This is a genomic window from Paenibacillus sp. B1-35 (genome assembly GCF_050474385.1).
GTDB lineage: Bacteria > Bacillota > Bacilli > Paenibacillales > Paenibacillaceae > Paenibacillus_B > Paenibacillus_B alvei.
In genome coordinates, this window is sequence record NZ_JBCHVJ010000004.1 from 306,171 (window position 1) to 327,329 (window position 21,159).

At 45.9% G+C, this 21,159-nt stretch carries 18 protein-coding genes and 1 pseudogene; 10 read left to right on the forward strand and 9 right to left on the reverse strand.

The features are described 5' to 3' along the window. Positions 1–30: 30 nt before the first annotated feature. The 4 genes from ACQ5BJ_RS15640 to ACQ5BJ_RS15655 form a co-directional block, all read right to left on the reverse strand. The gene (locus tag ACQ5BJ_RS15640) at positions 31–1,164 is read right to left on the reverse strand and encodes a GerAB/ArcD/ProY family transporter (RefSeq protein ID WP_005543505.1); all 1,134 of its coding nucleotides are present in this window, start codon (positions 1,162–1,164) and stop codon (positions 31–33) included. 29 nt (positions 1,165–1,193) lie between these two features. Beyond that, entirely contained in the window at positions 1,194–1,433 is a 240-nt protein-coding gene (locus ACQ5BJ_RS15645) for a hypothetical protein (RefSeq protein WP_262866383.1), read from the reverse strand. Further along, positions 1,433–2,626, reverse strand: a complete 1,194-nt coding sequence (locus ACQ5BJ_RS15650) for a Ger(x)C family spore germination protein (protein ID WP_005543507.1) — start codon at positions 2,624–2,626, stop codon at positions 1,433–1,435. Before ACQ5BJ_RS15650 ends, ACQ5BJ_RS15645 begins: the two co-directional genes overlap by 1 nt. 94 nt (positions 2,627–2,720) lie before the next feature. Next, positions 2,721–4,262: a spore germination protein gene (locus tag ACQ5BJ_RS15655; RefSeq protein ID WP_430111400.1), complete on the reverse strand. Its 1,542-nt coding sequence runs from the start codon at positions 4,260–4,262 to the stop codon at positions 2,721–2,723. A gap of 199 nt (positions 4,263–4,461) precedes the next feature. On the opposite strand from ACQ5BJ_RS15655, the gene ACQ5BJ_RS15660 reads away from it, so the two are divergent. From ACQ5BJ_RS15660 to ACQ5BJ_RS15670, 3 genes are all read left to right on the forward strand, one after another. Next, positions 4,462–4,926, forward strand: coding sequence for a MarR family winged helix-turn-helix transcriptional regulator (locus ACQ5BJ_RS15660; RefSeq protein ID WP_005543511.1), 465 nt, complete (start codon positions 4,462–4,464; stop codon positions 4,924–4,926). Between the two features lie 128 nt (positions 4,927–5,054). Beyond that, positions 5,055–5,453 carry a DoxX family protein gene (locus ACQ5BJ_RS15665; RefSeq protein ID WP_005543512.1) on the forward strand — a complete coding sequence of 133 codons (399 nt, stop codon included), beginning with the start codon at positions 5,055–5,057 and terminating at the stop codon, positions 5,451–5,453. A 108-nt stretch (positions 5,454–5,561) separates the two neighbouring features. Then, positions 5,562–6,281, forward strand: a complete 720-nt coding sequence (locus ACQ5BJ_RS15670) for a pirin family protein (RefSeq protein ID WP_005543513.1) — start codon at positions 5,562–5,564, stop codon at positions 6,279–6,281. Between the two features lie 112 nt (positions 6,282–6,393). Here ACQ5BJ_RS15670 and ACQ5BJ_RS15675 read toward each other — a convergent pair whose 3' ends face one another. Both ACQ5BJ_RS15675 and ACQ5BJ_RS15680 read right to left on the reverse strand, forming a co-directional pair. After that, entirely contained in the window at positions 6,394–7,068 is a 675-nt protein-coding gene (locus ACQ5BJ_RS15675; protein ID WP_268620880.1) for an N-acetylmuramoyl-L-alanine amidase family protein, read from the reverse strand. Between the two features lie 153 nt (positions 7,069–7,221). Further along, on the reverse strand, positions 7,222–7,935 hold the full coding sequence (locus tag ACQ5BJ_RS15680) for a response regulator transcription factor (RefSeq protein WP_268620947.1): 714 nt from the start codon (positions 7,933–7,935) through the stop codon (positions 7,222–7,224). A gap of 140 nt (positions 7,936–8,075) precedes the next feature. On the opposite strand from ACQ5BJ_RS15680, the pseudogene ACQ5BJ_RS15685 reads away from it, so the two are divergent. After that, positions 8,076–8,839 (forward strand): annotated as a pseudogene (locus ACQ5BJ_RS15685) (class I SAM-dependent DNA methyltransferase). 180 nt (positions 8,840–9,019) lie between these two features. Then, positions 9,020–10,738, forward strand: a complete 1,719-nt coding sequence (locus ACQ5BJ_RS15690; RefSeq protein WP_430111405.1) for a phospho-sugar mutase — start codon at positions 9,020–9,022, stop codon at positions 10,736–10,738. Between the two features lie 177 nt (positions 10,739–10,915). Here the strand turns inward: ACQ5BJ_RS15690 and ACQ5BJ_RS15695 are convergent, their stop codons facing one another. Continuing rightward, a complete protein-coding gene (locus ACQ5BJ_RS15695; protein ID WP_171417041.1) occupies positions 10,916–12,772 on the reverse strand; it encodes a cation:proton antiporter in 1,857 nt (618 codons plus the stop codon). 196 nt (positions 12,773–12,968) lie between these two features. Here ACQ5BJ_RS15695 and ACQ5BJ_RS15700 point away from each other — a divergent pair, with 196 nt between their 5' ends. The 3 genes from ACQ5BJ_RS15700 (at position 12,969) to ACQ5BJ_RS15710 (ending at position 16,613) form a co-directional block, all read left to right on the forward strand. Beyond that, positions 12,969–14,048: a M42 family metallopeptidase gene (locus ACQ5BJ_RS15700; protein WP_021256256.1), complete on the forward strand. Its 1,080-nt coding sequence runs from the start codon at positions 12,969–12,971 to the stop codon at positions 14,046–14,048. Positions 14,049–14,607: 559 nt separating this feature from the next. Then, positions 14,608–15,192 (forward strand): peptide-methionine (S)-S-oxide reductase MsrA, encoded by a 585-nt coding sequence (gene msrA / locus ACQ5BJ_RS15705; RefSeq protein ID WP_051135073.1) that lies wholly within the window; start codon positions 14,608–14,610, stop codon positions 15,190–15,192. A 95-nt stretch (positions 15,193–15,287) separates the two neighbouring features. Then, the gene (locus tag ACQ5BJ_RS15710; protein ID WP_430111409.1) at positions 15,288–16,613 is read left to right on the forward strand and encodes an SMI1/KNR4 family protein; all 1,326 of its coding nucleotides are present in this window, start codon (positions 15,288–15,290) and stop codon (positions 16,611–16,613) included. Between the two features lie 183 nt (positions 16,614–16,796). On the opposite strand, the gene ACQ5BJ_RS15715 is transcribed toward ACQ5BJ_RS15710, so the two are convergent. Then, complete coding sequence (locus ACQ5BJ_RS15715; protein ID WP_268598882.1) at positions 16,797–16,964, reverse strand: hypothetical protein; 168 nt, start codon at positions 16,962–16,964, stop codon at positions 16,797–16,799. 899 nt (positions 16,965–17,863) lie between these two features. On the opposite strand from ACQ5BJ_RS15715, the gene ACQ5BJ_RS15720 reads away from it, so the two are divergent. Both ACQ5BJ_RS15720 and ACQ5BJ_RS15725 read left to right on the forward strand, forming a co-directional pair. Next, complete coding sequence (locus ACQ5BJ_RS15720) at positions 17,864–19,183, forward strand: S1 family peptidase (RefSeq protein WP_430111411.1); 1,320 nt, start codon at positions 17,864–17,866, stop codon at positions 19,181–19,183. Positions 19,184–19,210: 27 nt separating this feature from the next. Next, positions 19,211–19,669, forward strand: a complete 459-nt coding sequence (locus ACQ5BJ_RS15725) for a hypothetical protein (protein WP_289356913.1) — start codon at positions 19,211–19,213, stop codon at positions 19,667–19,669. A gap of 455 nt (positions 19,670–20,124) precedes the next feature. On the opposite strand, the gene ACQ5BJ_RS15730 is transcribed toward ACQ5BJ_RS15725, so the two are convergent. Continuing rightward, a complete protein-coding gene (locus ACQ5BJ_RS15730) occupies positions 20,125–21,099 on the reverse strand; it encodes a diaminopimelate dehydrogenase (protein WP_005543524.1) in 975 nt (324 codons plus the stop codon). Between the last annotated feature and the right edge of the window lie 60 nt (positions 21,100–21,159).

The following is a 21,159-nucleotide window of genomic DNA, read 5'->3' on the forward strand; positions in this document are numbered from 1 at the left end:
TTGCAGCGGCATGATTAGAAGTATGTAACTTCAATCGCTTTTTTCATCGAAATTGCGGCTTGAATCTCTTCTTTTCCAATGTTGGGCTCGTCTCCTCTTCCACCATGCGATGATCAGAAGCAACAGCGGATACAGCAGCAGCATAGTTGCAGAAAATAACGGTTCTGTGGTCATAAACAAATCCACCATGTCCTGTAAATTATCGGAAATCCAGAAACTCATCGCGATGATGAGAACGCCGATCGGAAAAATGATTGGCCGATAATCCTTTAGCCTCAGCCACTGAGCGGTTCCAAGCACAAGCACGTAATACCAGGCGGCAATTTGCACGAAGCCGCCCATTACCCACAGAACGACTACTATCGCTTCCACATGCTCAAAGAACCCTGCAAGGCTGATATAGCGAGATGCCACAAATACAGGGAAGGTAAACATCGATGTCAGCGGGCCAAATAAGAACAAGCAAACTAAATTGGTAAGTACCATGGTAAGCAGCGTAAGGATTAGCGGTGATAAGCTCCATTTTATACGGCTGCGGTTACCGATTGCATAAGGAAGGAAAAATCCGATTAGCAAAAATCCCAAAAACCAAGTTGCTGGTGTAATCGAACCTTCCAGAACAAGCCTCCATCCATTGTTCAAAATCGGAAACATCTCAGTCGCACTTAATTCGGGAAGAAGAAATAGCGGGATCGAGAGCAACAAAATCATAAACAACGGAGCAATGAGCAGGGCAAATTTGCCGATGACTTCGATTCCTCCACGGATTGCTACGGCGCATACAAATATAAGGGCAGTATTAATAACCGTCTCAGGGGTGCGAATGAGCAGGGATCCAACGATAAATTCTCCATATTCCCTTACAATGAGCCCTACATTATGCAGCAGAAAAAATAGAAATACTCCGTTCACTATCATACCGGCCCAGCGTCCAATGAGCTGGGGTGCGTATTCGACCATCGTCATTTCGGGGTAGTACCGATTTAGACACATAGCAATAAACAATGTGATAAATCCCGCCACTGAGCCGATGATCGATGTCATCCACGCATCTCGGCCCGCGATTTGGGAAGCTACCGTTGGAATCACGAGCACGGCTGTGGCGCACACCATCAAATAGGTCAGCATGCACAGCTGCGGCCAAGTTATTCGTCCTCGTTCCATACCCTTTCCAACTCCTTCTTTTAACAGGATCATGCTGGATGCTTCAACCATAACAACAGCGGCTTGTATACGAAATCAATCCATTGTCGGGGCGACGTCCATGGAGGGAACTGGCTTATAGAGATGACAACGATCCAGGCGAGCCCCCACAACACAAAAAACGCCTTTTTTTCTCTGTCACTCCGCTTGGAAAAAGTACCGATCTTCCATTCCCAGATCAAATTGATAATCAACAGCAGGCTCATTCCCGCTAGAAAATGGTTCCCCATTAATGCACACCCGCCTTCTGCTCAATGGTGCTTGTGATGCTGCCTGGCCGCTCAATCAGAGCATGTACGCGAATTTCAATTTTCATATTGGCATAAATATGATCCCAATTCGGCCCTATCTGCTCTTTCCATTGTGATGGGTACTTTCGGTGTACGCGCGCTGCGAAATCGAACACATCGGTGGACAGCTTCTTTTGTGACATTGAAATGGATTGCTTAATGATCTGTTCGATGTTCGCTTCTATCTTGGTTTCTGCTTGACGTGCTTGATCCGAATCGGATACGTCCAGCTTGGTGCTATTTTGTGTCATATCCATGAAGGCAACCAGCTTCATCCGCATTGTCAACTGCTTCCCATCCCAATACGGATCGAACGTCAACGTATTGTGGCGAACCCGAAGCGACAAACAGTCCTTTCCATCCCCTTCCTTGCATAAAGAGACCGTTAAACGCTTCTTCTCCCCCCGCAGCCACATCACGCCAATCACATCTTTACCGCCTATTTCTCCAACATAATGATCCTTTTTGAAGACGGACAGCTTATCTATCGAAGGGACACGGACACCAAGCTCGCTCGTCTTCCATTCCACAAACGGAGCAAACCCCATCGATGAATCTCCGGCCATCATCTTCATATAATCGAGCAGCGTAACATCCCATATAGAACGCGACTTGCCAAGATCCTTGAACATCTCTGCGACGTTCTGATGGAGTTGAGGCATTGACTTAAGGAAATCGCTTGCTTCCCCATCTGTAATAAATATAAGGGCATGCTCACGCGGATTCTGATATCGCAGGAAGAAGTCGAAATGTTTGAGAAGCCCCTCTTCTGCAAGCTTTTTGCTAATCACGTATACTTCGGTTTGTCCCCAAAATATATATCGTGGCATCTTATTTTGCAGCTCAAATACGGCCTCGCCAAGTGTTTTGCCATTCGCCGAAAATACAGTTGTTGAGCCACCTTTTCCACCCTCCTTGCCCCCGCTGGAAGAAGAAGAAGCTCCTCCTTCTTTAGGGACGTATACCTGCAATGTCGTCTTTATTCCCCCATCCCCGTCCTGATCCAATCCGGCAGCAAGAATAATGGAGAGCTGCTCAATTTCAGTCCGATCCCAGCAGCTTGCAAGCAGGGGCACCAGCAGACAGAGAAGAATTGTGCTGGCTATATATCGAATCATTCGAGTCAAACGCATACTCCACCTCTATTCTCCATGAGAATGATCAACCCTATAGGATTACCTACACGGCAGTATCCCGCTTCTTATTCTCTGCCTATCAAGCTACCTTCTAGGTACTGGCACCCCCTCTGCCTCTGCTATCCCCGACTTCCATTCGCGCAGATACACCACGCTCCATTTGGGTGTCCTCCGTCCATACGGGGACACGAAGAAAAATATCCTTAAGCTCTTCTTTGCGCATTGGTGCAATTCCTGACATATAAGGGATACCGAACGATCGCAATGTAAACAGGTGTGTCATCAGCAATATGATCCCCATCATTAATCCCAACATGCCCAGCATGCCCGAGAGGATCATCATAGGAAAGCGCAGCAGCCGCACAGCGATTCCCAAATTGTAATGCGGAACTAAGAATGAGGATACCCCTGTAATCGCGACAACCATAACCATCGGAGCAGAGACGAGCCCTGCAGTTATTGCGGCCTGACCAATAACGAGAGCGCCGACGATGCTGATTGCAGAACCAACCTGCTGTGGCAGCCGCGCGCCCGCTTCACGAAGCGCCTCGAACATAATCTCCATTAAGAGCGCCTCTACAAGCGCCGGAAATGGAACTTGGCTGCGGGCTTTAGCCATCGTTAATATGAGAGCAGTTGGGATCATCTCCTGATGGTAGGTGATAATTGCAACATAAAGAGATGGCCCAATTAGTGAAATCACGAGGCAAATGTAGCGCAGCCAGCGGATGATGGTGCCGAAGTGATGGCGCTCATAGTAATCCTCAGGAGATTGCAAGAACGATGCCCACAATCCTGGCGCAATGAGGGCAACTGGCGACCCATCAACTAGAATGACGATACGTCCCTCAAGCAAATGGGAGGCAGCTACATCTGGACGCTCTGTAGTAAGTAGCTGGGGAAATGGAGATGCTGGCATATCCTCCAAACATTCTTCCACATAACCGCTATCTAGCACGCTTTGCAACGACATGCCTTCCAGACGCTTCCGTACTTCAGCCAGCAATTGGGGAGCTACAATGCCTTCTATATAGGCATACCGGATTTCTGTAAGAGTCAATTCGCCACGCTTCAGCGACTCCATCTTCAACCGCGGTGTTCGAACACGCCGACGAAGCAAGGCTGCGTTTGTTTGCAGCGTTTCTACGAATCCATCCCTTGGGCCGCGTACCACCGATTCCGCAGATGGCTCTGATACGCCACGCTTGTCGAACTTGATCGCATCAATCGTAAATCCGGCAGATGAACGGTGAGGAATAAGCAGGGTTAAGCCTGCTAATATTGCTTCCATTGCCGCCTCCATCGAGTGAGTCGGCGTCACCTTCACAGCTGTAACGGTTCGCAGGATATCCTCTACCAGTACATTAGCGGAGTCAGGCTTGTCCGGATAACGCTGCTTCAGCGGTTCAATAATATGTTCGTCCAGCATCGTCGAGTCCGTCAGCCCGTCTAGATAGCATAAGGTAGCCTTCTTGCCTCCCTGTAATTCGAAGGTGTAAAAAATCACATCTTCACACTGTTGAAAGCAATCTTTTAAGAAGGCAACATTGCTCCTTCCATTGGAAGACCATTCTGCATTTTGCGGCATGCCTGCTTGTGCAGTTCCGTTATGTTGTTCTTCTGTTGTAGGCATATACTCCTACCTCCTTCGAAGTTCCCCGCACCGAACATCGACTCTGTAACGAGTCTCCGTCTTCTCCCAATATAGGTTTGCATGTACAACTGAAAATTATGAGTTGACAGTTGAAAATCATCATGATATAGTTATCTCGAATTAAAGATATTATTTTTCGAGACATTAAGTTCCTTATCGTAAAGGTGGTGAATGACAGATGACCAACCCTCGTACGGATGCATTTGATCCCGAGATTCAGCAGTCGCTAAAGCTATTCATTGTATTGTCCCGCGCCTCTAAGGCCCTTATGGACTATGCCCAGCAGGACATGAAGCATTATGAGCTTAATCCGTCCGAATTCGCGGTCATGGAACTGCTCTACCATAAGGGGGCTACCCCTATCCAGCAGATCGGCGGTAAAATATTGCTTGCCAGCGGCACGATGACCTATGTAATCGACAAACTTGTAAAGAAGGGATTCCTGCAGCGAAGACCTTGCGAGAAGGATCGTCGCGTCATCTATGCAGAGCTGACGCCTGAGGGAGAAGCTGTTATTGGCGACATCTTCCCTCGACATGCGAAGGCTCTTCACGAAGCGGTTAACGGAATGCCTTTGGAAGACAAGGAACAACTCATTGGCTTGTTGAAAAAGCTGGGACAGAACATCCCTTCACCAAAGTAGCCCTTTAAAGTAGCCCTTTTCAGTAGAGAAGGGTATCCCTTTGGCCATATATCTCGAATTCAAGACTCTCACATTACGCATTTTATTTTAAAAGTAGTTTACTTCATACCTATTAGGAGGAATATTACATGTTGGCAGATTACGGATTATTATTAATTCGTCTCGTTATTGGATTGACGATGATGGGACACGGAGCACAGAAGCTGTTCGGTTGGTTTGGCGGTTACGGTATTAAAGGGACAGGAGGATGGTTCGAGTCTATCGGTATGCGGCCTGGGCCACTTATGGCACTTATGGCTGGATTGACTGAGCTTGCTGGAGGCTTGTTGTTCGGTCTCGGATTCCTGACTTGGCTAGGCGCAGCTTTCATTGTCGGTACGATGCTTGTCGCCATTGTGAAGGTGCATGGCGCGAACGGATACTGGGTAACCTCGAATGGTATTGAATACAACGTAATGCTGATTGCTGCCGCAATTGGAGTAGCTTTAATTGGTGCAGGAGCTTTTTCTCTAGATGCATTGATGTAACCCTTTTTTCAAGAATTCGATCATTCGAACTTATTAACAACGTATACACTTACGAAATGCAATGGCACGACGATCATAACATACGAATCATAACAGGAGGACTATACAATGAATTCAACAATGAAACGTTCCATTCAACGCGCTGGCGATCGTTATCACAATGATCATGGCTGGCTGAAGACATCCTTCAGTTTCTCCTTCGCTGATTACTATGATCCAGACAATATGCACTTCAGCTCACTGCGTGTGTTGAATGACGACCATATTGCACCTGGAACTGGATTTGACCTTCACCCCCATAAAAACATGGAGATTGTTACGGTCGTATTGAAGGGTGAGTTGGAACATCAGGACAGCACTGGCAATCGCGAGATTATCGTCCCAGGCCAAATTCAGCGCATGAGCGCTGGAACAGGTATTTACCACGGCGAAGCTAATGCGTCCAGCTCTGAGCCGCTTGAGCTGCTGCAATTGTGGTTCATGCCGGAACGTCTTGGCATCACACCATCATATGAAACGCATACGTATGGATTGGAATCCATCCAGAACCGCCTGCTTCCAGTCGCATCCAATCATGCGAAGGAGCTTGGCACAGCCCATATTCATCAAGATATGACGATGTACTTGGGTCACTTCCAAGACGGTGAGGAAGTGACGATTGAACAACGCCCAAACCGCTCCCTCTATATATTCGTAATGGAAGGTGAAGTCGGCTTTGAGGATGGTGAAATGCTGAACCGCCGTGATGCAGCCCGTATTGAAAATGCTGGTTCTCTAACGCTCCAATTCAAGCCTGGGACACATGTCATGGTTATTGATTTGCCTTAATAACATTTTATCCCTGAATATTTTCTCTTTCTTGCACCCCCTTCCCTATATATAAAAAAAGAGATGCGCGATAATCGCGCATCTCTTTTTTTGTGGAAGCTAATTACTTCTTTCATGTTTCCAAATAATCAATGATACCATTGACGACCGCTTCGGCTGCTTGCTTCTGGAAGTCCTGCGACTTCATTCGCTGTTCGTCATTAGGATTGGAAATGTACCCGAGCTCAAGCAATACAGACGGTCTCGGATTTCTCCGCAGCACATAATAATCCCCAAATTGGACGCCTCTATCTCTCATTTCCATGTTCTGCTGCTCAAGATTAGCATGTATCGTATTGGCAAGCTTCTGATTACTATCTTGATAATAATAGGTCGTCATTCCTTCAGCCTCAGCCGTATCGAATGCATCATAATGGATACTCACATAGAGATCTGCTGATTTCCGTTCAGCTATGGCAACTCGTTCCTGCAAAGATACCGTGTCATCCTGTTCACGTGTTAGCACAACTTGTGCTTTTGTCCGACGCTGGAGCTCCTGTTGTATTGCCTTGGCCGTCTGCAGGGTCATCTTCTTCTCCAGCGTGCCTTGGCTTCCCAAGGAACCCGAATCTATTCCACCATGCCCCGGATCAATTACAATCGTTTTTCCCTTCAAATATTTTGGACCTTCTGGCGCCTTCATCATGGCATGCACCTCAGTTGCCCCATAGTCATACTGCATATACACATAAACGGAGAGCCCCACAGACAGGAGCACCGATAAACCTATTGTGGCTATTTTTTTCATCTATTGCATTCCTCTTCCCTTCATTCAATCTAGTAATGAAGCTAGTTTACTAGCTTCATATCAAGATGAGATAAAGGCGAAGCCAATGCAAAGAGCCACTTTCTTGGAGAAAATGGCTGATTTTGCGCTTTCCTTGTTATTGCTTCCTCTTGTTCAACTCGAAGTCGGACATTCGAATTTATATCCAATTCGTACAACAGTCGTAATTAGCTTGCCCTTATCGCCTAGCTTTTGGCGAATATTGCCCATATGCGTATTTATCGTCCGATCGTGGCCCGCATACTCATAACCCCATATTTTCACAATTAACTGTTCTCTTGTGACGACGATTCCTTGATTCTGCATTAAGTGCAGTAAGATCTCGAATTCTGTATAGGTTAAATAAACACGTTCCCCATCCACCATGACCATTCGTGAAGGGAGATGAACATAAATGCCGCAACAGGATATTACATCTTCCGATCCTTGCGCCGTTTGCTCCTGAACTGGTGATACCATTTGCCGTGGCCTGCTGTTCAGCAGCCGTTTCGCTCTAGCCATCAATAGCGGAGGGCTGTATGGCTTCGTAACATAATCATCAGCCCCTAACTCAAATCCAAGCAGCGCGTCCTGTTCGTCCTCCCGAGCAATCAGCAAAATGATGGGTACATCAGATATTTTTCGAATATGTCTGCATAAATCCCAGCCGTTCAGCCCAGGCAGCTTCACATCGATTACGACTAAATCAATGGCATGTGCTTGGAACAGCTCCAGACCTTCTTTCCCGTCTGATGATTCCCACACACGATGTCCCTCATTCTCGAAATGATTCTTCAATAATTTCCGCAATAGCGACTCATTCTCTACGACAAGTATCGTACGCTGCATCATATCTGCTCCTATAGGTGCCGCCACTCGCAGCAATCGTGTTTATGCGCACAGCTCCACATTCATTTGACACATCTTCTAACAGCAATTTACAATCCAACCATATTTATAATTATATTTTGTATATTAAGGAGGATATTATGAGCTTCACGGAATGGGATTTATCTGAATATGAAGATCCTTCATTATATGATAGGGAAAATCAGGGCTGTCCAGAACTCCCCTGCTTCTCTCATGGCTTCAAAAACAAGAATCCGGTGCAGTTCTTGATCTAGCCTGTGGAACAGGAAGACTGACGCTGCCTGTCGCTGAAGCAGGATACTCAGTGATCGGTGTAGATCTTCACGAAGGGATGCTTGAACAAGCTCGTGCGAAAGTTTCGCCAGCATTTGATATTCAATGGATTCATCAGGATCTGACGACATTAAATCTGCAATGCAAAGCACCGCTTGCCTATATGGTAGGCAATTCATTTCAACACTTCTTAACGAACGAGCTTCAAAATCGTTTGCTTCAATCGATTGACAACCAACTTACAGATACCGGAATCTTCATATTTGACATGCTCTTCCCTACTGCGGACGAACTGCTTCAGCCGCAAGTGGAAGAATATTGACGCACCATACAGTTAGATTCACATCTTCATTGCGATGTATATACGATCGCTGCTTACGATCCATTGGCGCAAATACAGCACTATACAACGATTCGCCGTTTTCGGGAGCAGGATCGTCTCGTGCGGGAACGCACAACAACCATCGATCTTCGATACACTTATCCGCAGGAGTTGTCGAGATTGCTCGAGCTTAACGGATTTGACCTGCTTCATGTGCACGGAAGTTGGTCTGCGGAGCCGCTTCAAGCCTCTTCCTCATCGATGGTTGTCATCTGCCGCAAGGCTTAGGTGCCGATACAAAAGCATCAAGTCGCTTGGTAAATCATATATTGGTTCCATTGTTCAACTGATCATACACATACAGGAAGGAACAGGAATATATGATTTTTACACATGCAGGAGGCTTCATTATCCAGTACAATAGGGTAAGTAACCATCAGGTAAATGAGTTAGAGGAGGATGTAACGAATGGACACTGCACTGCGTGCACAGCAGGCTTACGATGTGTGGTTGAACGATGCGCACATCGATGAGGCGACAAAAGCGGAATTGCAGCAGATTGCTGGCAACGAACGAGAAATTACTGACCGTTTCTATAAAGACTTGGAGTTTGGTACAGGCGGCTTGCGCGGCGTCATCGGCGCAGGAAGCAACCGCATGAACGTATATACAGTAGGCAAGGCGACTCAAGGTCTTGCGCAATTTTTGAAGGCAGAGGAAGACGCTTCTTCCGTGGCAATTGCCTACGACTCGCGCCATTTTTCTCCGGAATTTGCGCTTGAGGCAGCATTGGTTCTGGCCGGCAATGGCGTTAAGGCGTATGTATTTGAGAGTCTACGCCCTACCCCTGAGCTGTCCTTTGCCGTGCGGAATTTGAAGGCAAGCGCCGGCATCGTAGTCACAGCAAGCCACAACCCGCCGGAATATAACGGATATAAAGTGTACGGCAATGATGGCGGTCAAATTACTCCGCATACAGCTTCACGCGTCATTGCTGAAATTCGCGGCATCGAATCATTCGCCAATATTCAAAAGCTTAGCCGCGAGGAAGCCGAAGCACAAGGTTTGCTCGTATGGCTCGGCCAAGAGATGGATGAAGCATACATAAGCGCTGTAGCTTCCGTCAGCCAGAATGAAGACATCATTCGGGCATCCAGCGATTCATTCCGTGTGCTGTATACACCGCTGCACGGTACAGGTAACAAGCCGGTACGCGCCGTTCTGGATCGCATTGGATTCCAGCAGGTTCGCGTCGTGGCAGAGCAGGAGCTTCCAGACGGCAGCTTCCCTACGGTGAAATCGCCGAACCCAGAAGAGCGCGAAGCCTTCAGCATCGCAATCGAACAAGCAAAAGCTTGGGATGCTGACATTATTATGGGTACGGATCCAGATGCAGATCGCATGGGCGCAGTCGTGAAGGATGCGGCAGGCGAATATGTTGTACTGACAGGCAACCAGTCTGGTGCCATTATGGTACATTATTTGCTGGATGCGATGAAATCCAAGGGCACCTTGCCAGCAAACGGAGCGGTTATTAAAACGATCGTCACCAGCGAGCTTGGCGCAGCTATCGCTAAGTCCTTCGGCATGACAGTGTTCAACACGCTTACGGGATTCAAATACATTGGCGAGAAAATGACCGAATTCGACCGCACAGGTGAGCATGCCTTCATCTTCGGCTACGAAGAAAGCTACGGTTACCTGGCAGGCAATTATGCGCGCGATAAAGATGCAGTCATTGCCGCTATGCTCATCTGTGAAGCTGGCGCTTATTACAAAGCACAGGGAAAAACACTGTACGAAGTGCTTCAAGAGCTGTATGCCCAGCACGGCTACTATCTGGAAGGCTTACAAACACGCACCTTAAAGGGAGTGGAAGGTGTGGCCATCATTCAAGGCATTATGAACAATTGGCGCGAAGAAACGCCTACTACTGCCGGCGGTGCCAGCATTACGCTGACTGAAGACTTCGCACAAGGTCTGTACGACCTGCCGAAGGAAAATGTACTCAAGTTCCACTTAGAAGACGGCAGCTGGTTCTGTCTCCGTCCATCCGGAACAGAGCCGAAGATTAAGATGTACTTTGCAGTAAAGGGCTCGTCCAGCACAGATGCTGCGGATCGCTTGCAGCGTGTATCCGAGGACGTCATGTCACGAATAGACGCATTTATTGAAGCACAATCGTAATCATCATCCATAAATTATGGCTACAGACATCTGTCACGCCGTCCCTATGATTTTTTCTTGGGACGGCGTTGTTTATTGAGACGGCGTTGGTTATAGGGATGGGGAATAAACAAACAGCAGTTCCAGAAGCCGGCTATCACTTCCTGGAACTGCTGTTATTCATAGCGGCTGCTTTCGCTACATACTAAGCTCCAATTCCCTCTTCAATTCTTCCACATACTCGACTGAACCCGTGACAATCAAGCGATCTCCAAGTCGAAGCGCTGTATCCCCGTGCGGAACGATCGAATCCTGCTCCCGGAATAAGCGAACAAAAATAACATCTCCCGTGAATGGGAATGAACGAATCCGCATGCCGTTATACTTGCGGTTGTTCAAATTGATCTGATACAGTGATGTCTCCTGATTCGTCAGGATGCGAATGACACTTGGCGATTCAATTAATGCCTGAAGCAGCGTCTTCGCGGAGAACAATGCAGAAAATACGTCGATATCGCGATTGCGCAGCGACTGTTCCAATTGCGGTGATGCTACTGCCGCGATAACACGTTCAACTCCTGCAGCCTGTGCCCATACCGCCAGCTCGGCATTGCGACGCTCCTCGCCGGTCGCAAAGACGATAATATCCGCATCCAGAACTCCGGATCTCTCCAGCGTATGCGGAGAATAATCCGGAATATTAGCAACAGCCTGCAAGGAAGACGAATGACCATTCATTTCTTCATCGGTATCCTCTGCCGTGCGATACATGGCCGCTTCATACAGGTTCTCGTTCAGATCCCGCATGGCCAGCATCGTCATCTGGTTGGCTCCGACAAAAGCAATCTTCTTCCGTGTCTCCACCTGCTTTACGCCCGGGAAGATCTTCTTGAAGCCAATGGGTGAGATGATACTCGCAATTACAGCGACAAGGATAAGCGCTCCCGACATGCGAGCATCGATGATTTCAAGCCGCTCGCCGATCTTCGCCGCTGCAATAACAAGCGACAGCGTGGATGTCAGCAGGAACCCGGCTGCAAGAGTTGTTCGCATATCATACCAGCGTTTCAGGACGAGTGATGGCAACACCTTGGACAACAACAGCGCCAAGAACAGCAGCGGAATTAAAATGTAGATCGACGTATCGCCGAACAAGCCGAGAAGATCCATTTCCGCTCCAACCATAACGAAGAAGATTGGAATAAAGAAGCCATAACCAAAGGAATCCAGCTTTTGCACCAAATCATGGTTCGGCGACAACAGGGAAACTAGTACCCCTGCTAGGAAAGCTCCTAAAATATTTTCAGCGCCTAGTGTTTCCGACAATGCTACAAGCACCATCATTAAGGTGAAGACGGCACGAATGCCAATCTGCACTGTTCCTGTAGACAACGCTGCAAGGAACGAGCGGTTTTTGAACCGTTTGCCGACAAAGAAGAACAGCACGCCCACCGCAAACAACAAAAGAAGCAGCCAGGAATTCGTTCCTTCCTCTCCGTAAATCGCTGCAAAAACCGCGAGCAAAACCATCGTGACCAAGTCGGCAATAACGGCAACAAGGAGAATTATTTGCCCAATATTGGTCTTCATAATATGAACATCCTTCAAGGTTGGCACGACGACGCCAAGGGATATAGTCGAAATAATCAACGTCATCAAGAAGGCATTATCAATGAATCCGGCTGACACGAATAAATAGGACAGTCCCAATGACAATACGAACAGCAGCGCAAATATGATGAACGATGTCCCTAGCGGATGCGGCGCTGTTTTTCCGCTCTCAAGCACCTCACGCTTTTTGTTCCCTACAAATGCTGCGAAATCGATCTCTAAGCCGCTCAAGAACATTAGAAAAATAAACCCGAGTGTGGATAGCATAGACAGCCATTGATCCGGCTGAATAATGTCAAGACCGCTCTTCCCGATAATAAGCCCGACAACAATTTCCGCGACGACGACAGGAATAATCGCCAGTCTAAGCCGATGCAGGACGATTGGCGTCAGGAAGGCAACAACTAGGACAATAACTAATGATGTTAACGAATGATGATCCAATCCAGTTCCTCCTTACTCTAAAGCTTCATGCGTTCCCTAGTGCAACATCATGAAACAATGATTGAAAATGTACATTTTTGCTTTCCATTTCATAGATCAATATGAGCTATGACCTCTTGTTGCACGCTTGCATCCTGGATCAAATCGGTTCATACTTAAATGATGAACATGCTTTACTGATGAAAGGAGCAACCCCATGCAACAGGAAACGTTAGAACTATTCCGCACGCTGACGGAATTCCCTTCCGCTCCCGGCTTCGAACGGGAACTGCGTGCCTTGGTAAAAACCGAATTATCCAAATATACAGATGAATTCGTGCACGATGCGCTAGGCAGTGTCTTTGGCGTTATGCGCGGCGACGAGCAAGGCCCTCGCGTCATGGTAGCCGGACATTTGGATGAAGTCGGCTTCATGATTACGCAAATTACACCGAACGGTATGTTGAAGTTTCAACCGCTCGGCGGATGGTGGGGACAAGTCGTCCTAGCCCAGCAGGTTGAGGTTATTACTCCTAACGGCCCGCTTCCAGGCGTTGTAGGCTCTATTCCGAAGCATCTGCTTGATGAAGCTACAGCGAACAAGCCTGTAGATGTGAAGCATATGTACATCGACATCGGTGCAGACAGCCGCGAAGAGGCTGAACAGGCAGGCGTTCGCCCAGGTCAGCAAATCGTTCCGGTTTGCAAGTTCACTCCACTGCTTAATCCTAAAAAAATTATGGCTAAAGCATGGGACAACCGTTATGGCGTCGGCCTTGCTATTGAATTAATGAAGGAGCTTCATCGTGAGCAATTCAAGCTGCCGAACACCTTGTTCTGCGGTGCAACTGTTCAGGAGGAGGTTGGTCTTCGCGGTGCGCGCACATCTGCCAACTTGATTCAGCCGGATATCTTCTACGCGCTGGACTGCAGTGCTGCGAATGATATGACTGGAGATGTGAATTCCTTCGGCCATCTCGGTAAGGGCGCATTGCTTCGCATTCTCGATCCAACGATGATTACGCATCGCGGCCTAGTAGAGTTTATCCAAGATATTGCGGATACGTATCGCATCCCTTATCAATATTTTGTCTCCCCAGGCGGAACAGATGCAGGCCAAGTGCATTTAAGCAATAAAGGCGTGCCTTCTACCGTAATTGGCGTATGCGGACGCTATATCCATACACCAGCATCCATCGTTCATACTGACGATATTGATGCAGCCAAGGAACTTCTTGTTCAATTGGTGAAGCATACAGACCGTACAACATACAACACGATCGTGGAACGTTCGTAACGTTATTTCTTAAACCAAATCGGCTGGATGTAAACGAGGTTGTACACAAGTCGATTGCAACGAGAGCGCAGCCCTGTTCCCTGAACAGCAGCTGCGCTCTTTGTTGTATGGCCTCATTCCAGCCCAAGCTATATTGTTCATTTCGCATAATGAAGCTCGTCCAGCCCTGAGAAATAGTTCATACTGATCTCCTATTCCACTCCTCTCCCAGACTGGCTATGCATAGTATATGGGAATGTTCATATGCTCATTCACATTCTGATATGCTGTATATTCGAATCCCCTCTTCATTCAACTGCCATATCTCCACATTCAGCTAAATAAATATTCATGTGTTCGTTCCTCCTTGGCAGGTGAATCGTCTCGCGGTACACTGAAACATAAAGCTAGTGTTCCATCGATATATACTGAAACATAACGGCGTTCGCGTGGTTATGCTCTACACGCATCGGTCTATGATTTCAAATCATCCAATGCTCCATATTCATTTTTCTTCTTATAGCAGACTTCAAAAAGACAATCACATAATCTAATAACTAGAACCGGGAGGGCAACTATGATGACAACGCCTGCTGATCAATCTACATTCGGGGAGTCGAAAGCACAAAATAATAGGACGGAAATTGCCACCTTCGCTGGTGGATGCTTCTGGTGTATGGTGAAGCCATTTGACCAGTGGGATGGCGTACATCGCGTCATATCTGGCTATACAGGAGGACATATTCCGAATCCGACGTATGAGCAGGTCAAATCACAAACGAGCGGGCATCTGGAGGCGGTACAAATCACATACGATCCGGACATCATCTCCTATCATACAATGCTGGAGCTGTACTGGGCACAAATCGATCCAACCGATGAGGGCGGCCAATTCCAGGATCGCGGTGAATCGTATACAACAGCTATCTTTGTGCATAGTGAGGAGCAGCGCCAACTAGCTGAAGCATCCAAGTTGGCTCTTGCGGAAAGCGGGCGCTTCGACAAGCCTATCGTGACGCCAATACGTGATGCTGCCCCCTTCTATCCTGCAGAAGACTATCATCAAGACTACTATCGCAAGGATCCGGAGCATTATAAGGAAGATCGTGCCAAATCAGGACGCGACGAATTCATTTCTCAATATTGGATAGCAACGGATAAATAAGCGTGTTCTAGAATTGAAATCATGTTGGTTCGATATGTAATGAAACGGAGGAACGAGCGATCGATACGGAACAATTTGTGCGGGACTTTACCCAATTGGTACCACGCCAAACAATGGCCGATGGCGCGGGAGCAGAAGATTTCAAGCCTATTGAAAGCATTACAGGATACGTGCTGCCCGATAATTTCAAGCAATTATATAGCATGCATAACGGCGAACGGCCTGGCGAGCATCTGTTGATGCTAGGGTTCTACTGGTTGACCCTGCAAAATATTGAATATGAAATCCGTCTTCAACTAGAGATTGCCGCCGATTATGAGTTTGACACGATCTCGTACCAGAAGGATCATATCCAAGAGGTCACTTGGAATCCCGGCTGGATTCCGTTTGCTGCCGATGGTTCTGGCAATTTCATCGCGCTTGATCTTGCACCTGGCCCAAAAGGCACAAAGGGACAGATTATTAGCTGTGGCCGTGATGAACAAGAAATGGTCGTCATTGCCGATTCGCTGGAATCCTTTTATTCCTTTATCCTTGAGCAGTTCCAGGCAGGGCGCTGCGGTTACGATCAAGAGAATCAGCACGTTCTATGGAAAACAGGCCATTTGTTCGATGAATTGAAGGAACTTCTACTTCCCTCTGACGGTACGAATGAAGCAGATTTTACTAACTGGTGGAGTCACTTGGATGCACAATGGAAACAGGAAATCATGCGCGTCCTCGGCAAAGAACCAAGCTCCTTCACACAAATCAAGGCTGTACGTTTCTTTTTTGTATGCGACGAGGAAATTACTGACCTGTCGCCCCTCTCTACATTCAAAAACATCAGAGAATTGTGCCTGCTTCGCCAATCGATCCAAGACATCAGTCCGATTATGACTTTGGTAGATTTAAAAAAGCTTAGTCTAGCACAAATGCCGTCGATTACGGACATTTCGCCATTGGCATCGCTTCCTGCATTGCAGGAGCTCAGCTTGTATAAGTCTGGCGTATCGGATATTCAATCACTGTCCCAGTTCCCAGTTCTTAAGAAGATAGGGCTGGAAGGCTTGCAGCTGGATTCGCTGGAACCACTCTCTCAGTGCAAAAAATTGCAGGAATTGTCCCTCTCCCATATCCCTGAGTCTGCGTATGAAGTGCTCTCTCGCCTCAAAAATATGAAGCAGTTGGAGATAGAGGGAACGGTCAGAAACATTGATTTCTTAGCGAATATGAAGAAGCTCGTATCGTTGAAATTAGAAAAGGCGGAAGATGGCTGCTATGATATATTGGCGACGCTGCCGAAGTTGAAACATCTTATATGCTCCTACGAGGTATTCCAAGCTACGCATTCTCTATTCGGGCAAAAGATTCAATATACATTAATGGGCAACACGACTGAGGCTGAAATGAAGACATACCACGATTACGTCTTGAATTAAGCAGAACGACTAGGTGCCCTCGTTATGGCAGCAATCGAGTAGGAGGCTACCCATAAGTTGAGTAGCCGACCTCTGACCACCGTACGTACCGTTCGGTATACGGCGGTTCAACCGTTTGAGTGCAATTGACGCAGACGCTCGTACTGGGCAGGGAAGTCATAATACCCTGCCCGATCGAGCTTTTCATTTGTAATCGAGTGGTGCAGGATTGCGCTTCCGGCTATTCGCCAGTAGCCACGTCGGGTGTCCCCACATTGGTAAGCCTGCCACTCCTGCGTCCCCAACTTCCGCAGGTTCTGCACCTTCGTTCTCGGCATCTTCCATTGTTTCCAGATGTACATGCATCCGCATTCGTAATGGTCAACCACTTTTTTAGGACAGCGTTCTCCATATCGAGCTACTAAACATATCGATTTTCATCAACGTATTCTTTTCGCTTTCCGCGAGTATCTGTAAGCCCGAAATCAATCATTAGTTTATATCGGCGCATCCATACCTTTAACCGTCCTACATCTAACTGGGTGTTTTTCCAATATCCACAATAAGGGGTGCAATTCAATTAGGATGAGGGGGTTCTTCGTAATATTCGGCTAAGATTGATTCATGACGAGCTTGGTCAACATGACTGCTTTTTAAGTCCTTACTGCCATAAAGCTCCATAATATGCGTTTCCAGATGGATGACAGAATACCAAAGAGTTTGTCATTACCGCGCTCAAAATACCAGAATCAGCTTAACAAATACGAGATAAGCTATAAGATAAGCAGCAAGGGGAACTGCTATAAACATTGAATTCATACATATCGTTCTGAATAAAGAACTCATCTATCTAAAAAAAATCAAGACGAGAACGCAAATGTTGCGAGCGAAAACTCTCGTTTGCAGCGTGATTCTCTCGGTTTTATGTATCAAATCTATTGACAAAATCCAGTATCCTTATTTTAAAAAACTGTATACCTTTATGATTATGATCTAATATGTTAGAATATGAAATAATAGGGATATAAGCCAATAATCACCTCAATTATTTTTAAGCCAGCCCCCTTATGTTTATTCTAAGAGACACTTCACTTCTTGAGACTTTATCTTTTAACTCATCCGAGAGCTGTATGATTCAACAATCACGGTGCATCCAACTTACAGTAATCTTCAATGAAATTTTCAGTTTGAACTGCCGTTTGCATTCAATTAATTAAGTCGTGGAGGTTTCATTAAATGAAAAAAATACTAAGTGGTGTAGTTTTTTTTTCGTGTTTATTCTATTTACCCTTTCTGGGCATGCTGCTAGCGTAGTAGAAGATCACCCAATAGACAGTTCTTCAGATATCATCATTAATGAAGATGAACTTGCAAGAAACCTTGATTATCGAAAAGCTTTTTCGTTAGATCAAAATGAAGAAAATGTGCTTCGTATTATGAAACATAAAGAATATCAAAATTCTATTGAAGTTTATGGTGTTGCTTTATCAGATAAAGAATTAAAGGAGATGACTATACGTAGTAATTTGTTAAAAGAAGCAGTTGCTATAAAAAAACCGGGTAAAGAATGGTCGAAAATTTTTGCTGGGGTTTACATGGATCATGAACACGGAGGTGTTATTAATATTGGAATTGTAGATATAGAGAGCAATATGGAAATTACCAAAAAAATTAGAACTTATTTCACGAATGGAGATAGGATTCAATTCTTCCATGCTAACTTGACAGAGGAAGAGCTTGAAAACCTTCAAGAGAGACTCAATGAGTTGATGTCGAGGGGTAACCTACATATAAATTATACGGATATTTCAATTCCGAATAATAAAGTGATTGTTGGAATTGATCACTATGATGAGGAAATTATAGATAGTATTTTATCCATTGACCCTAAAAATATTGAAGTGAAGGTTGATTCCATTAAGGTTGAAGATAACACTAGGAATGCTAAAACCCGTCCATTAGTTGGAGGACTTGCTATCGATCATGATGTAGGTGATGGTTATGTTGCGACATGTACTGGAGCATTTAGCGCCAAGGTTTGGGGCCCGACGAGTAATCAAGATGTTCATTTCTACATAACTGCAGGACATTGTGGTGATATATTTTCGGAGTGGAAACAAGGTGGGAGCACAATTGGATATATGTCAAAAAGAAATTATGAAGGAAACTCAGATGTAGGGGCAATTGAAATATACTCATCAGATTCCTCATATAAGCTTTATGAAGGGAAATCATCTGACTTGGAGTTTTCAAGATACCAATCTGCATCTGACGATGTGGTTGGTGATAATGTTTGTATATCAGGCAGAAACTCAGGAAATGTCTGTGGTAAAATTGTAAGCAGAAATTTAAGCTTTACGCAAAATGGTGTACTATTTACCAATATAAGAAGCGCTACTTTTTCTGGAATGCCTGGTGATAGTGGGGCTCCTGTATTTAACCAACAGAGTCGTGATTCGGCTCATGAACGCACAATTTATGGAGTATTCAAAGGTGATGTAACTTATTCAGATGGACATAAAGAAAGAATTTATTCTCAAGTTCAGTATATCTTTTCTGATTTGAAAATTAATCAGATTATTGTCAATTAATTTTTAAAAATTAAAGGAGCAAATGATGTGAAAAAAAAATATCACTTCATTGTATTTTTTAATATTTTATTTTTGTCATTATTCATTTATGGGTGCTCCAATGACGAACCAAAAGAGAGTACAATGGTGAAAGAAAAACTTGATGGATTTGAAGTGAGCTTGGAAGCAACTCCGATAAGCAACAATCGAATCTCCATTCAAACAAAGTTGAAGTATATCGGTGAAGAAGAAATACGAATAGAGCACTCTAAACCTCTAGTATCTATCGCCTCTTCTGAAGATGGTAATGAGCGTTCTGCAGCACATTTTTTTGATGATGTGGGGTTTTCAAAAAAGCTGGTCAAGGATGAGGAATACACTTTTGATGAGCCGATTATTATGAGTCGGAAACAGAAAGAAAGACTGACGGTTACAGCATTAGCGAAGTTTAATGCGAATACAAAAAAATATAGTATCCCAATTACCTTGGTATTAGCAGAGGAATAGTCAAAAAAAGTTGTTAAAAATATGTATGATACTGTATGTGTATAATATAAAGAAGATTGCAGCGCCAACTGCGACCTTCATCCCACAATAACCGCATGAAGAGCGGTTGGCTTTTATAAGATGCGAAAGTAGACCGCAAACCTTGGTGAGGGCGGTCTACTTTTTCTTTAAGTAAGTGAGCAGAGCAAGAATGAACATTTAGGCTACGATAATATTGCAGCAGCCCGGTACTTTGCCCCTTTTCATTCCATTCCATGCATTTGCGGCATCCCGAATTACTTCAGAATGCTCCGTATTCAGCTTCGGCATCATCGGCGTGAACGCAGTAGTTACGTTGTCAATGACCTTTAGCGGAACTGCTGGACATGGAACCGCCCCTTGTAAGCGGACTGTTCGCCTTTTTCTAGCACGTCAACAAAAGGTGAGAACGTTTGTCCGCAAGGAATTCCTATATATTACAGCAATTCCTTGCGGAGCTGCTCTGGAGACTTCGGAGACAACAAGCCGAATGGAATGTCGAATACAGTGCGAGCACCGGATTCACCGCGTTTTGCCAGACGAGATACGGCACGTGCATAAGCAACGAGCACGCTAGCTGTGAACTCAGGGTTGCTGCCCAAATTCAAGCCGAACTCCATAATTTGTGACGTGCCTTCACCTGTTACGCCGCTGCGGAATACGAGACCGCCATGCGGCATTGCAGAATGGTTCGCCTTCAACTCTTCTTCACTGATGAAGTTCACGATTGTATCGTAATCTGCGAAGTAGTTCGGCATAGATTTGATTTCTTGCTCGATGCGAGCTTTATCAGCGCCTTCTTCTGCTACAACAAAGCATTCACGAAGGTGCTTCTCGCGAGTGGACAATTCAGGGTTTTCCCCTTGGCGTACCCTCGTTACAGCTTCCTCGGAAGGAATTGTGTACTGCACACCGTTCTTAACGCCCTCTACACGGCGGATCGCATCGGAGTGTCCTTGGCTCACGCCACGTCCCCAAAATGTATATTCATTGCCTTCTGGAAGCACGGATTCGAACAACAGACGGTTCAAGGAGAATACACCTGGATCCCAGCCTGTCGAAATGACAGCTACATGTCCGTTCGCTTGTGCAGCTTCATCTACAGATGCAAAATATTCTGGGATACGCGCGTGCGTATCAAAGCTGTCTACGGTGTTGAACATGCGTGCAAGTTCAGGACCTTGCTCTGGAAGATCTGTTGCAGAACCTCCGCACAAGATCATAACATCTACTCTATCTTTGTAAGATTCCGCATCGTTGAGCGAGATGACAGGAACCTCTGCTTGAATGGATTCTGGGCTGCGACGAGTGAAAATACCTACAAGTTCCATATCTGAATTTTGGCGGATCGACTTCTCTACGCCCTTACCTAAGTTACCGTAACCTACAATACCTATACGAATGGATGACATGAGGTTGCTCCTCTCTATTTCTGAAATCATGGACTAGTATAATATATAAAGCAGATTTGC